The sequence below is a fragment of the Riemerella anatipestifer genome (assembly GCF_035666175.1).
Lineage (GTDB): Bacteria > Bacteroidota > Bacteroidia > Flavobacteriales > Weeksellaceae > Riemerella > Riemerella anatipestifer_D.
This window is the reverse complement of record NZ_CP142016.1, coordinates 242,156-257,421: the sequence shown is the minus strand read 5'-3', so window position 1 is coordinate 257,421 and position 15,266 is coordinate 242,156. Positions and strand designations below refer to the sequence as shown.

Annotated in this window: 13 protein-coding genes and 1 pseudogene; 7 read left to right on the top strand and 7 right to left on the bottom strand. The window is 33.8% G+C overall.

The genetic code is table 11. The features are described 5' to 3' along the window. Position 1 precedes the first annotated feature (1 nt). Positions 2-979 carry an iron chelate uptake ABC transporter family permease subunit gene (locus tag VIX88_RS01230; protein WP_064970557.1) on the bottom strand — a complete coding sequence of 326 codons (978 nt, stop codon included), beginning with the start codon at positions 977-979 and terminating at the stop codon, positions 2-4. Between the two features lie 4 nt (positions 980-983). Further along, a complete protein-coding gene (locus VIX88_RS01225; protein WP_064970559.1) occupies positions 984-1,523 on the bottom strand; it encodes a TlpA disulfide reductase family protein in 540 nt (179 codons plus the stop codon). Between the two features lie 27 nt (positions 1,524-1,550). Here VIX88_RS01225 and VIX88_RS01220 point away from each other — a divergent pair, with 27 nt between their 5' ends. The 4 genes from VIX88_RS01220 (at position 1,551) to VIX88_RS01205 (ending at position 5,228) form a co-directional block, all read left to right on the top strand. After that, positions 1,551-2,651, top strand: a complete 1,101-nt coding sequence (locus VIX88_RS01220; RefSeq protein WP_004920004.1) for a 2Fe-2S iron-sulfur cluster-binding protein — start codon at positions 1,551-1,553, stop codon at positions 2,649-2,651. Beyond that, positions 2,651-3,262 (top strand): SanA/YdcF family protein, encoded by a 612-nt coding sequence (locus VIX88_RS01215; RefSeq protein WP_214193964.1) that lies wholly within the window; start codon positions 2,651-2,653, stop codon positions 3,260-3,262. Before VIX88_RS01220 ends, VIX88_RS01215 begins: the two co-directional genes overlap by 1 nt. Positions 3,263-3,345: 83 nt before the next feature. Then, positions 3,346-4,272: a mevalonate kinase gene (locus tag VIX88_RS01210; RefSeq protein ID WP_214193963.1), complete on the top strand. Its 927-nt coding sequence runs from the start codon at positions 3,346-3,348 to the stop codon at positions 4,270-4,272. A gap of 17 nt (positions 4,273-4,289) precedes the next feature. Then, positions 4,290-5,228: a geranylgeranylglycerol-phosphate geranylgeranyltransferase gene (locus VIX88_RS01205; RefSeq protein WP_064964669.1), complete on the top strand. Its 939-nt coding sequence runs from the start codon at positions 4,290-4,292 to the stop codon at positions 5,226-5,228. Between the two features lie 69 nt (positions 5,229-5,297). Here VIX88_RS01205 and VIX88_RS01200 read toward each other — a convergent pair whose 3' ends face one another. Then, on the bottom strand, positions 5,298-6,968 hold the full coding sequence (locus VIX88_RS01200; RefSeq protein WP_064970563.1) for a glutamine--tRNA ligase/YqeY domain fusion protein: 1,671 nt from the start codon (positions 6,966-6,968) through the stop codon (positions 5,298-5,300). 251 nt (positions 6,969-7,219) lie between these two features. Between VIX88_RS01200 and dapF the strand changes: the two genes are divergently transcribed. The 3 genes and pseudogenes from dapF to VIX88_RS01185 all read left to right on the top strand — a co-directional run bounded on the left by dapF (position 7,220) and on the right by VIX88_RS01185 (position 11,671). Continuing rightward, positions 7,220-7,981 (top strand): diaminopimelate epimerase, encoded by a 762-nt coding sequence (gene dapF / locus VIX88_RS01195; protein ID WP_064969882.1) that lies wholly within the window; start codon positions 7,220-7,222, stop codon positions 7,979-7,981. 9 nt (positions 7,982-7,990) lie between these two features. Beyond that, entirely contained in the window at positions 7,991-9,016 is a 1,026-nt protein-coding gene (gene mltG / locus VIX88_RS01190; RefSeq protein WP_064969880.1) for an endolytic transglycosylase MltG, read from the top strand. 58 nt (positions 9,017-9,074) lie between these two features. Further along, positions 9,075-11,671 (top strand): annotated as a pseudogene (locus VIX88_RS01185) (TonB-dependent receptor domain-containing protein). A gap of 32 nt (positions 11,672-11,703) precedes the next feature. Here the strand turns inward: VIX88_RS01185 and VIX88_RS01180 are convergent. The 4 genes from VIX88_RS01180 to VIX88_RS01165 form a co-directional block, all read right to left on the bottom strand. Then, entirely contained in the window at positions 11,704-12,222 is a 519-nt protein-coding gene (locus VIX88_RS01180) for a methylated-DNA--[protein]-cysteine S-methyltransferase (RefSeq protein WP_064970565.1), read from the bottom strand. 90 nt (positions 12,223-12,312) lie between these two features. After that, on the bottom strand, positions 12,313-13,767 hold the full coding sequence (locus VIX88_RS01175) for an LptF/LptG family permease (RefSeq protein ID WP_214193962.1): 1,455 nt from the start codon (positions 13,765-13,767) through the stop codon (positions 12,313-12,315). 83 nt (positions 13,768-13,850) lie between these two features. Continuing rightward, positions 13,851-14,606 (bottom strand): DUF4476 domain-containing protein, encoded by a 756-nt coding sequence (locus tag VIX88_RS01170; RefSeq protein WP_064970569.1) that lies wholly within the window; start codon positions 14,604-14,606, stop codon positions 13,851-13,853. 12 nt (positions 14,607-14,618) lie between these two features. Next, positions 14,619-15,266, bottom strand: coding sequence for a LolA family protein (locus VIX88_RS01165; protein WP_064970571.1), 648 nt, complete (start codon positions 15,264-15,266; stop codon positions 14,619-14,621).

The following is a 15,266-nucleotide window of genomic DNA, read 5'->3' as shown; positions in this document are numbered from 1 at the left end:
TTTAATACTTAGAGCGTTGCTTCATCATCATTACTAAAATCACCGGGATTCCAAATAAGGAAGTGATGATATTTAAAGGCAATTTACTGATTTCGGACAGGATAGAAAACAACTCCATAATAGCAATGCCTAGCGTGAGGTTAAGCACCCACTGATGCCAAAGTAGGGCAGGACTGAAAATCATTCTACAAAAATGAGGTACTACAATACCTATAAAGAGGATAGGTCCAAGGAAAGCCGTTACACTAGCAGAAAGTAGAGATGAGGCTAAAATCACCGATACTTTAAGAGCATTGGTGTTGATGCCGAAACTTTTGGCATAAGCGGTTCCTAGAGTGCTACCGATGAGCGGTTTTATACTTCGGAAGCTAAAGAATAGTCCAATACCGATAAGGGTAATAAGGATTATCATTTGGTTATGGTTGAGTTGGTTATTTGCACCAAAGCTCCAGAGAATGTAGTTTTTTAGGCTTTGATTTTCGGCGTACACTTGCAAAATGGAAATGATGGCTCCTGCCAAAGCGGAGATTAAAAATCCAAAAATCACAAGAAAGGTATTGTCTCGAAATCTATTAGAGAGAAGTATAAGGAAGAACATCAGTCCCAAACTGCCCATAATTGCCACGAGGCTGATAAATCCGTTTTGTAAAAACTCGGGAATGAGAAGTTGATGCGAAAAAAAGATATAAAATGCCACACTCAAACTGGCGATGGAAGTAATGCCCAATACTGATGGTCCTGCCAACGGATTTTGGAAATATTCTTGTAGCAGAAAGCCAGAGGTAGGTATCGCCATACCAGCGAGGAGAACGGCTAAAGTCCTATTGATTCTCAACGAAGCAATATCCGATTGAGGTGTATTTTGGAAGAAATCGTTTAGGCTTAAATCTATATAGCCTATATTCAAATTGACGATAACCAAAACGATTATCGCCAATAGAATACTAACCATTAAAATACCGAATTTGCCTCTAAGCATCAATTTATTTTAAGAATTCAGCAAGGAGTTGGTCTAGGTCTTCCTTAGACATACTGCCTTCTATTTCTTCAGTTTTGTTACCTTTTCTAACTAGAGTGAACGGAATGCCTTGCCCTTGCCAAACTTTAAAATTCTGGCTGAAAAAGGCATCATCAAATTGTTGCCCGTCAAACAAAAGGATATGTTTAGAAAGTTGTTGTTCTTCTCCGAATTTTTTAACCTCTGTGTCCCAATCTTTCTTATCATCTATACTTACAAAAGTAAATTTAACGGGTTTACCGTCTAGTTCCTTCATTTTTTCTTTGAAATGAGGGATTTCCATCATACACGGTCCACACCAAGTTGCAAAGAAATTAGTTACATAGATAGTGTCGTTTTCTTTAGCCTTTAGTAGTTGGCTAAGTTTGTCTTTAGATACTTCCTTAAGAGTTTGTTCTACCTTGGTGCTATCGCTAGAAGATGGAGTAGTTACAGTTTCTGTTTTTTTGTCGTTGCAGCTTATTACTAGAGCCGTAAGTGCGAGTGTTACTAAGATTTTTCTCATAATTTTTTTATAAATTTGTCCACTATTATGAATGAATTAAATCCGAAGACTAAAACTCCCGAATTCAAAGGGCTAAAGATAATTAAAAAAGAAGAAATTACCAAAAATGCCTTCCTTCTAGCGTTAGAGTATGAGGATAAAGAGCATTTCTGTTTTAAATCTGGGCAGTATGTAAAGCTAAGGCATGAGGGAGAAATGAATGATTATAGTATTATCAATGCTCCTTATGAGGGTAAGCTAGAGCTAGTGCTTAAAATCCATAGTCCTCAATCTTTTACGCAGAAGATATTTAACCATTACTCAGTTGGGGATATTATTGAGGTTTCTGCTCCCAAAGGACGCTTTACTTTGGCAGATAAACCGAGTGAAAAGCGTACTATATTAGGCTATGCAGGAGGTGTAGGAATTACGCCTATTATTTCGCATTTAAAGCATATTTTACATACAGAAAAAGGCACTCGTTTTTACCTTTTCTATTCTAATAAAACCAAGTCGGAGGTTATTCTTAAGGAGGAATTGGAGGCTTTAGAGCAACTCTACGGAGATAGATTGCAAGTTTATTATTTCTATACTCAAGAAGATGCCAACGCTTTATTTTCGGGTAGGATAGATAGACATAAAATGAACCTTATCATCAATCAAATATTACATTTGGACGAAGATGATGAAGAATCTACTATTTGGGACGCTGTGGACGAAATTTTGATTTGTGGTCCTGCGGAAATGATAAAGGAAGTGGCAATAGGAAGTTATGAAAATGGTATTCGTAAGAAGAATATTCATTTTGAATTTTTTGATACTTACGAAGGAACTATCTTCCCTGAAGAAGAAACTTTCCCTAAAGTAGAAAATATTAAGGTGGAATGGAAAATAGATGGAAATTCTTTCTCTGGAGTGGTGCTAGAAAATAATAATGGGAAGCTATTGCAACAGATTTTAGATAAAGGTTATCGTTTGCCATATTCTTGCAAGTCGGGTAGATGTGGGGCGTGTAGATGTATGCTAGAAGAAGGCGAAGTAGAAATGACCGAAAATGAATATCTTACCGATAAAGAACTTTCGCAAGGGAAGATATTAACTTGTACTTCGGTTGTTCTGTCGGATAAAATAAAACTTAATTTTGATTAGTGAGGCTACTAAAGGGCATAATTAAAACTATTTTAGGATTGGCAGAGCTGATGGTATTGGCTATGATGCTAGCTAATCTGTGGGTGTATGCCCTTACCAACGGTAGAACTTATACTAAGGTTAGTAAAATCCCAGCTAGAGAGGTAGCTTTGGTTTTGGGGACGTCGCCTAAGATGAGGTCGGGAATTGCCAACCCTTACTTTACAAAACGAATGGAGGCTGTTTCAGCACTTTATCATTATGGGAAAATAAAGAAAATTATAGTAAGTGGCGAAAAAAGCCCGTATTACGATGAACCTCAAGCTATGGCTAATTATCTCATTAGAACCGAAGGTATCCCAGAAGGTGTCATTATACAAGACCCTAAAGGCTTTAGTACAAAGGAAAGCATTGTAAGATGTAAGAACAATTATAAGAAAAATGAGGTCATCATCATTTCTCAAGAATTTCATAATTTGAGAGCTTTATTTATTGCAAGAAACTTGAATATGAATGCTTTAGCTTTTGGTGCTCAAGATGTTACCAAACCAGAAAGTTTTTATAGAAATCATACTCGGGAGTTTTTGGCAAGGGTACAAGCAGTGGCTTATTTTATTTTAGGGATAGACTAAATCACAAGCACTAAGAATATTTTAAGATTTATTTAAAAACTTTTAATAAATTTATATCTTTGCATCACAAAATATGATAACGAATGGCTAACCCACTTTTTTATGCTAAAATCTTACTTTTTGGAGAATATGGCATTATAGAAAATTCTCAAGGGCTTACGCTACCTTACAGTTTTTATAAGGGGACTTTAAAATTTTCTGATTTATCCTCTGATTTTGAACGCCAATCTAACCAATCGTTATTAAAATATACTGATTATCTTCAGAGTTTAGCTTTGCCAAAAGACTTTGAACTAAATGTATCTGAGCTTAAAAAGGATATAAATAAAGGTTTATTCTTTGATTCTAATATTCCACAAGGATATGGAGTGGGGAGTTCGGGTGCGTTGGTGGCGGCTATTTTTGAGCGTTATTCTCTTAAAAAATATAATCCAGAACACATTAGTAAAGAAGACTTAAAGCAGTTAAAAAAGGTCTTTGGAGAGTTAGAAAGCTATTTTCATGGTAAAAGTTCGGGTATAGATCCGCTAATCTGTTACATGAATTTACCTATTCTTATAGAAAATAAAGAAAATGTAGACAGAGTTTCTATTCCTAAAGAACAGCAAGGTAAAGGAGCAATTTTTCTTATAGACTCTGGTGTGGTGGGTGAGACGGGACCAATGGTTCAGATTTTCTTTGAAAAGTTAAAACAAGAAGGGTTTAGAAAGACTTTAAAAGAGGAGTTTATTCGTTACAATAATGCTTGTATAGAAGCCTTTCTAAAAAAGGATATGAATCCGTTTTTTAAGAATTTAAGGAAGCTGTCTTTATGGGCTTACGAGAATTTTAGACCAATGATTCCAGAAGGTATATTTAATGCATGGAAAAAAGGTTTAAACACCAATACTTATTACCTCAAACTTTGTGGTAGTGGCGGTGGAGGCTATATATTAGGTTTTACTCAAGATTATGATAAGGCAGAAAAAATGTTGGAAGGTTTCAAAAAAGAAGTAATTTATCGTTTTTGATGAGTAATGATAATTAAATGCAGCTATCCAACTCTGATTTTCAAAAATTAAGGTCTAAACTAGAACGCCGTAGATGGTTTTACAGAGCCTCTCAGATGGTTAGCCTAATGCTTGGGGCTAGGGTGTTTGTTTTGGCTTTTTATGTGTTTACACTTTATGTATCCACCTTTTTTTTGTTTAATCAAGAAGAAAGTCTTAGAGCCTTTGTCTTTGATTATAAAGTCCACGGAATTATAGCTTGTTCCTTGCTCTCCATAGCGGCAGGAGGGCTTATCAATCAGTTTTACGATAAGGAGAAAGACCAAATTACTAAACCTTTTAGAAGTTATTTTCAGTCTTTTGTTAAAGAGAAATATATTCTTTACTCTTATTTATTACTTAATGTATTGTCGTTGGGGATAGCCTTGGTTCTTTCTTATCGAATTTTAATATTTTTTCTTATTTATCAGTTTCTGATATGGTTTTATAGCCATAAACTGAGCCGAATAGCAGTAGTGAATAATCTAACTTATGTATCGTTATCATTATATCCTTTTTTTGGATTATTGGTTTACTATCGGCATTTTTCAGGTTTGTTGTTTCTAATGTCTGTTTTCTTGTTTATATTACTTTTGATAATAGATGTTATCAAAGATATTGTAACTAGAGCCGCTGATAAACTGTTTGGATATACTACTATACCTGTATTATTGGGAAAAACTAAAACAATATATTTGTTATATTTACTATTGATAACTAATTCATTGACTTCTTATTTAATAGTAAATGAATTAAAATATTTTAATCTAGTTGCTTATTATTTTTCAGTATCTATTTTGGTTTATTTATTAGTTGGAATTTCACTGTACTTTTTTAGATATTCTAAAATGTCTAGGCTTATCAACGCTCTTAGAGTGTGGGTTTTCATAGGTGTGGTTTTTATGTTGCTCAATGGTATTTTTGAGAGGATAGCGTAAGTTATAAAATAAAAAGGTCAAATACTTGAAATTGCATTTGACCTTTTTTATGATTTAAAAATATTTATTTTACTCAGGCTTGTATGAGTCTTTAAGAGTAACCGTTCTATTGAAAACTAGTTTCTCCTCTGTAGAGTCTTGGTCTTTCGTAAAATATCCTATCCTTTGGAACTGAAGTGGTGCTTCTGTATCCACATCTTTTAATGATGGTTCACCATAGCCTTGTACTACTTTTAGAGAATCAGGGTTGAGGTATTCTAAGAAATCGGTTTCTTTTTCTGCATCTGGCTGTGCCGTAGTAAATAAGCGGTCGTAAATTCTCACTTCTATAGGCAAAGCGTGCTTTGCTGAAACCCAATGCAGAGTCCCTTTTACCTTTCTAAGACTTTCTTCCGTTCCACTTCCAGATTTTGATTTAGGGTCGTAAGTCGCATATATCGTAGTAATTTCTCCATTTTCATCTTTTTCTACACGCTCTGCCTTAACTATATAAGCTGACTTTAAACGTACCTCGCCTCCTAATTTTAGCCTAAAGAACTTCTTGTTAGCTTCTTCTTTAAAGTCCTCTCTTTCTATGTAAAGTTCTCTAGCGAAAGGAACGGTTCTCGTTCCTGCATTTTCATCTTCAGGGTTGTTTTCCGTTTCTAGCCATTCTTCCTCATTTTCAGGGTAGTTTTCTATAATAAGTTTTACAGGATCTACCACTGCCATTACTCTTTTGGCTTTTTTGTTGAGTTCTTCTCTCACAAAAAACTCTAGTAACTGTACATCAATTAAATTTTCTCTTTTGGTAACGCCTACTCGCTCAATAAATTTTTTAATGGCAATAGGTGGATAGCCTAATCGTCTCATACCAGAGATGGTAGGCATTCTAGGGTCGTCCCAACCAGTAACTACTTTTTCAGCTACTAGACGCTGTAATTTCCTTTTAGAAGTAATCATATAAGAGACATTCATTCTAGCGAATTCTATTTGCTTAGGAGCATTTTTTCCTTCTTCATAGACATTAGATAAGTACCATTCGTATAATGGGCGATGATTTTCAAACTCCAATGAACATAGCGAGTGAGAGATTTGCTCCAAATAATCACTTTCACCATGAGCCCAGTCATACATAGGGTAGATTTTCCACTGCTCGCCTGTTCTGTGGTGTGGTCTTTTCAAGATACGGTACATCACAGGATCTCTCATGTTCATATTTGGAGAAGTCATATCTATTTTAGCACGAAGACTCATGCTACCTTCTGGGAACTCCCCGTTTTTCATTCTTTCAAACAAGTCTAACGACTCTTCTATTGGTCTATCTCTGTAAGGAGATTCTACTCCGTCTTCAAAAGGTGTTTTTCTTTGAGCTGTAATTTCTTCCGAAGGCTGTTCATCTACATAAGCCTTGCCTTGTTTTATCATTTCTACTGCCCATTCGTAGAGTTGTTGGAAGTAGTCAGACGCATACAGCTCTTTGTCCCACTTAAAGCCCAGCCATTCTACATCTTTCTTTATAGAATCTACAAACTCTTGTTCTTCTTTCTCTGGGTTAGTATCATCAAATCTTAGGTTTACGGGAGCGTTGTATTTTTCGCCTAAACCAAAATTGATGCAGATGGCTTTAGTATGTCCAATATGTAAATAACCATTAGGTTCTGGTGGAAAACGAAATCTTAGTTTCTCTTTAGGGAGTCCGTTTTCTAAATCGTTTTCTATAATTTGTTCAATAAAATTGAGTGATTTCTTTTCTTTCATAAGGGTTGTAATAACTTAAGATGCAAATTTAGAAATTTTTTGTGAGTTAAAAACTTTGTTTTTTTTATTTGTGTACAGTTTTGGCATAGATTGTGTATATAGAACTCCATCATAAATAGTTTTTTCAAAACACAAATGCTGAAGAAAGGTTAGGCTGTTCATCTATTGTTTTAATAGAAGTCAGCCTTATCTTGTTTTTATGATTTTGGTATAAAATAAAAAGGTTACATTTGCAATATTAAAATATCTTTATGCTTACTTTTTATAAATATCAAGGGACTGGTAATGATTTTATTATGGTGAATAACCGCCAAATGAATTTTGATAAAAGCAAAGAAAATATAGCACATCTTTGCCATAGGCGTTTTGGGGTGGGAGCAGATGGTCTCATTTTGCTAGAAAATTGCCCTGATACTGATTTTAGAATGGTGTATTATAATGCAGATGGAGCAGAAAGCACAATGTGTGGTAACGGTGGGCGTTGTTTGGTGGCTTTTGCGCATTTTCTAGGTGTTTTTGAAAATAAATGTACCTTCAATGCAATAGATGGACTGCACGAAGCTGAAGTAAATGGAAATGTGGTAAAACTTAAAATGATAGATGTTTCTAATATAAGTAGAGATGCGTCTGATTTTGTGCTTAATACAGGTTCGCCTCATTATGTGAGATTTGTTTCGGAGGTAGAAAAGTTAGATGTTTATAAAGAAGGTAAACAAGTGAGGTACTCTGAAAAATATCAGCAGGAAGGTATCAATGTCAATTTTGTTGAGAAAATAGATGATGAGACTCTTTTTGTGCGTACTTATGAACGAGGTGTAGAAGATGAAACTTATAGTTGTGGTACAGGAGTAACGGCATCTGCATTGTCTTTTATTCAGGATAAGGATAAAAATTCTGTAGATATTAAAACTCTAGGAGGTAATCTCAAAGTTTATGCCGAAAAGAAAGATGCGGGTTTTTGTAATGTGTGGTTAGAAGGTCCTGCACTGCAGGTTTTTAAAGGAACTATTTGAAATTAGAAAATGAAAAAAATAATCGGATTTATATTAGCTATTGCTCTTGTGGTGGGCGGTTATTTCGGATACAGTTTTTATAAGAAATACTATGGGAATAATGTTTCAAAAGAAGGTGTTTTTTATATCCCAAAAGAGGCTCATTTTGAACAAATATTAGACTCTGTTGCTCCTTATCTTAAAGATAAAGAAAGCTTTAAACAGGTAGCATTGAGCAAAAATATGAAGCGTTTTTTTCATACGGGACGTTATAAAATTACCGAAGGTATGGATAATACCGCTTTGGTAAATATGATAAAAGCAGGCAATCAGTCGCCTGATAATTTTAGAATTATTGCTTTTGATAATGTTTACCAAATGATGGGGCGTGTAGCCAAAAAAACGGAGGCAGATTCCTTAACCTTTATAAAAGAGTTTAACCAAATTGCTCAGTCTAAAGGTTTGTCGGAAGCGGAAGACTTAAAAAAGTATTTCTTTATAGATACTTATCAGTTTTTTTGGACGGTAAGTCCGAAGGAGTTCTTTGGTGTTTTTGAGAAACAATACAACGATTTTTGGAATGCTGAACGTCTAGAGAAAGAAAATAAATTAGGTTTAGATAGAAATCAAATTTATGCTTTGGCTTCTATTGTGTATAAAGAGTCTGGGGGGAGGGTAGATGAACAAAAAACCATTGCAGGACTGTATCTTAACCGTTATAAAAAGGGTATGAAACTACAGTCTGATCCTACGGTGATTTACGCTATTAACCAGTCAAGTGGTTTTAATAAAGTTATTAAAAGGGTGTATTATAAGGATTTAAAAACGCCTTCGCCATACAATACTTATGCTAATGTCGGGATTCCTCCTGGACCTATTTGTGTAACAGATAAAAACTCAGTAGATGCAGTGCTAAATGCCGAAAACCACGATTACATCTATATGTGTGCAGACCCACAGAGAATGGGTTTTCATAAATTTACAAGCAGCGATGTAGAGCATGCAAAAAACGCAGAAGCATATCAAGATTGGCTTAATGAAAAACAGATAAAGTAAAAAATGCTTTATGCTTTATGAATAATATAATCATACAATTAATTTAAGATATTTAGAAATGAAAATACCTAATCACAACATAGAAATTGTTAGCATTATTAAAAAAAGAACCTTAGCTCTGACCCTTACAGTGGGAGTGGCGAGTTTTTCTTTTGCTCAACAAAAAAATATAGTTTTGGGTAGAGTAGTAGATGCCTATAACCAGCCAATACCTTATGCTTCTGTAAGTTTTGAGCACCAGTCTAATAAACTTTATAGTGATGCTACGTTAACAGATGAAAAGGGGAATTATAAATTGCCACTTAATGCAGGAGTTTATAAAATTACTATCGAAGCTATAGATTTTAAACAAAAAATCCTCACTAAAGAAATTCTTTCAGGTGGAAGTTTAGGTGATTTTAAAATAGAAAAGGAGACTACTGTAACCCATGCTAAGACTAAGGAAATAGAAAGAGTTACCATTACTGTGAATGCTCCTAAGCCATACAAAGTAGAGCTCTAGACAAGAAGACTTATGATGTATCTTCTGATTTGGTAAGTAAGGGAGGGAGTTTACAAGATGTACTGCAAAATGTACCTTCGGTAGATGTGGATACAGATGGAACGGTCTCTATGAGAGGAAGCTCTAATGTGAGATTTTTAATCAATGGTAAACCTTCATCTATGTTGGGTATAGATGATGGTGCTAATGCATTACAATCAATCCCTGCGGAACAAATAGAAAAAATTGAGGTTATCACAAATCAGTCTTCTAAATTTGAAGCTTCGGGTACTTCTGGGATTCTCAATATTATTCTGAAAAAAAATAAAAAAACAGGATTTAATGGTAGCGTTATTGGGGCTATTGGTTATTTGCCACAGACTAACCTTAATGCTAATTTGAGTTGGAGAAAAGGTAATTTTACTTGGTTTGTTAATGGCGGCGGCGGTTATAGAGAATCTAAAGGAACTACGAGGAATAACAACTTTTATAAGAAAAATGATACCCAAGTTAATCAGTTGCTAGAGTCTAGACAGAATGGAGAGCGAAATACCGCAATGAAAACCTATAATGCTACTACAGGTATAGTCTATGATTTGGGTAAAAATACCTCCATCAATGCTTCGGGTACGATAAGAAGTATTAAAGGGACTGAAGACGCCTTTAATAATTTTAATTATCTTTACAATAATACTACTTTGCCAACACCTTATACAGTAAGGAATAGTAAAGGGACTAATGATAATTTGGCGTTTCAAGGAGATTTAGGTTTAGACCATAAGTTTAGCGATAAAGACAACTTTTCCTTATCATTAAGTTATCAAAAAAGTAAAAACGATGCTTATACTATCATTAGTCAAGAGTCTAATAATATTTTTGATGCCTTGTTTTTGGCAGATTTAGCTACTCCACATCTTAGTTTTCAAACTAATGACAACTCTCAAGCTTCAAAGAATCAGACTATTATAGCTAAGGCAGATTATGAACTTAACATTGGTGAAAATTCTAAATTAGAACTAGGTTACCGTTTGGATAGTAATAATAATCAATATGATAATACAGCGAATAGAAGTCTAGGGGCTAGTGGAGCGTTTTCGCCGTTGGGTATGTTTACTAATAATACAGTTTATAATGAGTTGTTCAATGCAGCGTATGTTCAGTTCAAGAGTAAAATTGGGAATTTAGGCTATCAAGTAGGATTGAGAGACGAATTTTCTAACATTAAAATAGATTATCAGAATATGTCGGAGGGTAAAATTATTGATAACAAAATCAAAAATTACAATAATCTTTTCCCTAGTGTATATTTGAGTTATGATTTTGCTAAAAATAATCAGTTGTTGGTTAATTATTCTAGGAGGATAGACCGACCTAGAGCCTTTTTCTTAGTTCCATATTTTTCATTAACAGACGACCAAAATGTCTTTAGAGGAAATATGGATTTGAATCCGTCTTATGTGGACTCATACGAACTAGGTTATAGCATACAGAAGAAAAAATTTACCATTAACCCAACCTTTTATCTAAGACGCACGACAGATGACAATAAAATGTTGGTCTATAGGGAAGACGAAAGAACCAATATCTTTTATGTAACGCCTATCAACTTAGGTACAGATACTAGATATGGGCTAGATCTTAATGGTACGGCAGACCTTTACCCTTGGTGGAAGATTATGGCAAGTGTTAATCTATTTGCCTATAAGCTAGATGGGTAAACTTCTTATAACGTGATAGATAGAGATGGAGCATCTGCGGTGAGAAATGCTTCGTTTGTAGGGAAAGGTTTTTCTAGCATAATGAGACTTAATTCTACTTTTAGAATAGATAGGACATTGAGCATTCAGCTACAAGGATTTTACAGAGGTGGTACTAGAACCGAGTTTCAAGATAGAAAAGCAATGTATGCCCTTAATTTTGGAGCTTCTAAAACTATTTGGAATGGCAATGGTACTTTAGCGTTTAATGTTCAGGATATATTCAATACCAGAAACAGAACGGTAAATACTTTCACAGAAAATACAACTAGAGAGTCTTATATGCAATGGCAACCAAGACAAATCAATCTATCTTTAACTTATCGTTTCAAACAAGGAGAAAAGGTAGAACAACCTAAACGAAAGAGGGAAGGAAACAATTCAGAAGACTTTGAAGGTGGTGGCGGTATGCTCTAATTGAGATTGATGTGTTAAGTATTAAATAAGTATTAATCTTGTTGGTGGACAAGGCTTTTTTCAAGTTGTAGTAATTCCTCCTTACGCCAAAGTCCACCAGCATAGCCTGTGAGTGTACCATTGCTCCCAATAACACGGTGGCAAGGGACTATAATAGCAATCTTATTGAGGCTGTTAGCGTTAGCTACAGCTCTCACTGCTTTTGGACTATCCATCATTATGGCTTGTTGTAGATAGCTTTTGGTACTTCCGTAAGGTATTTTAAGTAGAGTTTGCCAAACTTGTTTTTGGAAAGGCGTCCCTAATAGTTGTATTGGGACAGAAAATTCTTTTAAACTTTGATTAAAGTAGAGATTTAATTCTTTCTCTAAGGTTTCTAGATTTGGGTTTGAGGTCTCTTTAATATTACTATTATTTAGAGTGGAATATAGTTTTTTTAGTTCTGTATCTAAATGTTTTTTATCTGTGAATTCTAATAGATATATCCCATTATCATCAGCAATAGCAATCATTTCACCTAAAGGAGTATTTATAGTTTTTGAATAGAGCATTTTGATAAAAATTGTAAAGCTAAACTAGCTATAAAAAAGTTAATTAAAGTATGTAGTTGACATATTTTGAAAATAAAAAGAATAATGAATCTATTGATACCTCTTATGTTCTTTATTCTTTGAGAATTTCTGTATTATAGGTTTAAAGAAAGCTTTATACTTTTCAGCATCTAAAATTTGCGAATCTGTAAGTGCTTTTACAGTAAACCATATACCTAGAGGAGCTAGTATTAAGTTTGGGAGCCACGCTGCTAAATAAGGGTTGAGTTTCCCTTTCCAAGATAGATTTTCAACGGTCAAGTTAAGAACATAAAAAATAATGAATATTACAATCGCAATAACCACAGGAAAGCCAATACCTCCTTTTCTTATGATAGAACCCAAGCTAGAGCCTATTAAAAAGAAAATAATACAAGTTATGGAAAATGAAAGTATCCTTTGCTGATACATAATCATCTTGCTACGTTGTTTAAGCATCTCATATAATTCAGGGTCTTTATTACTTTTTTTGTCCTCTTTAAGAGTGTTTATTTTTTTATATGCATTATAAAGAATCTCTATTTTCTTCTCTTTTTTTAGCGTATCAATTTTAAAAGGTTGTGTAGCTTTTTTATTTTTTGATTTATCTAAATAATTGACATAAAAATTATTCTGAGCCACTAGCTCGTTACTAATATTATCAAACCTAGTCTTTTGCTCTTTTTCTAGCTGAGCGATAGAACCATTGATGTCTAGATAGGTTTGGAATTGATAATTTTCGGTAATTTTTTCTTCTTCTATGGCTTTGTTTACAAGTTCACTTACGTCAAAATGGGCTACTAAACTATCGAATTTTATACTTTTGTTAGGTTGTTTAGTCCTTTCATTATAATTGTAGCTAGTATTTTCATCTTCATAAACATAACCTTTATATAAGATGAGTTTTAGATAGTTTCTGTTTTGTGCAGGTACAAACTTCCCTTTAGGAGCAATAATAGTTTGTTGTGGATTGTTTCCATTTACTTCTTTATGGATGATGATGCCTTCTAAATTCTCGCCATTTTCTCCAGAAATTTTATCAAATTTTACAGATGCTCCAGGTATTACTCCGATAAATTGACCTGCAGTAAAGTTGAGTGCAGGTTTGGTAACCGCAATATTGTAGAGCATATTTTTGGCTTTTCTGTTGAAATCTGGAATTACATTATTAGAAAAGATAAATAAAATGATGGAGAGTAGCGTTACAACGAATATGAGCGGACGCATAATTCTAAATAACGAGATACCTGCCGCTTTCATTGCTGCGAGTTCATAGCGTTCACCAAATGCTCCGAAGGTCATTATGGAAGAAAGGAGTACCGTAAGAGGGAGTACCATATTAACTACGCTAACGCCCATATAGAACAAAAGTTTGCCTATTTCAAAGGGAGAAAGCCCTTTTCCTGTAAACTGATAGAGTTTAATCCAAATGATATTAACCAAGAAAATAAAAAACAATACGCTGAATATGAACAAAAACGGTCCAAAAAAAGTTTTAATGATATAGCGATCTAGTTTTTTCAGCATATGTTTATGATTACAAAATCAATTTAAAAGCCACAAAGATAAAACCTCTGTGGCAATTTTTATAGTTTTTTTAATAATAATTTTTAGCGTCTATTTTTTAGTATAAAGTCAGAAAGTTCCGTCTTAGAGTTTCTGAAAGAAAACCCTTCCGAGACTATGTAATAGTTTTGTGGGTCGGGACAATAGATGTAAGCAGCTTTGGCAACTTCTAGCCTTCCTTTATCAAAATTCATTATCTTTATGAGTTCTAATACTTGTTGGGAAGTGAAGCTGGTGGTCTGACTTTGAACTAAAAATACCTCCTTTTTATTGTCATCAAAATTTTGTTTTTTGAAATATTCCAAAAATTGTTGAAATTCGGTGGAGTTCATTACATTTTCGTTTGGTCTCCAATTGGGATATTCAGGGTATTCCTGCTGTATAGGTATTTCATCTACTAGAAATAGACCTTCAAAAGGATAAAAATCTAATAAAGAACGCTGATTGTTTCTCAAAAATACTACAGTTTTGTAAATAGGAATACCGTTTCTAAGTACCGTAAGCTGATGTCTGCCCGCCTCCAAATCAAAGAACCTAAAGAAACCTGTTCTGTTTTCAATAGTCTGGTCAGAAATACTAATGGTGTATCTCCTATAATTAGGGTTAGGAACTCTTATAAACAACTCGGCATAAGTATTAGCTCTGCTATAATCATTATCTTTATTTCTATAAAAATCATTTTTAATACGATTGAGCTTTTGAGTCTCTATTTCATTTGGAAGCATTTCTCTCTTAAAATTATGGTTTTGCCCTAAAGCAAAGGAGGAGAGAAGCCCTAATGTTAATATTAAAGATTTCATTTGTATAAATATTTAGAGTTCAGTAATGATGTAGTTTTGATATTTTGATTTATTAAAGCTAAAGATATCAACACTTAAATTTTGGTTATACTTAAAGTCTTTAATATCAATCACTGCAATATCATTGTCTTTAGATTGTTGTTCTAGTTTTAAGAGTTCTTTTTTACCAGCATCTACAAAAAGATAAACATATTTTATTTCACCTTGTTTAGTGGGTTTCATTCTTATTAAGTCGGCTACTTTGCCTGTACTGATTTTCTTTTTGCCTAGATACTCAATATTGTAGCCCTTTTTGTAATCGTCTAGGTAGTTTATAGGAGAAAACATTGTTGTATCATTGTTGGGCATTGCTATGGTAACCTCTTGGTTTTCATCACTGATATTGTAAACTTTTTTTCCGTCAAATATCTGCTCAATTCCCATTATTTTTAGTTTGTATTGAGAACCATTAGAATAGAAAATACCTGTCTCAGCTTTCTGAACTTTATTCTTACCAGAACCGTATGAAAATTTAAAGTAGGTATTCTTTTTTGATTTATAATTAGCTGATACACCATCTAGAAGAGCTTTCGCCTTTGCATCAACTTTTTGAGCTGATAGGTAAGAAATAGCTCCTAGAGATAAAACGACTAATCCTGTTTTTTTTAATATAGATTTCAT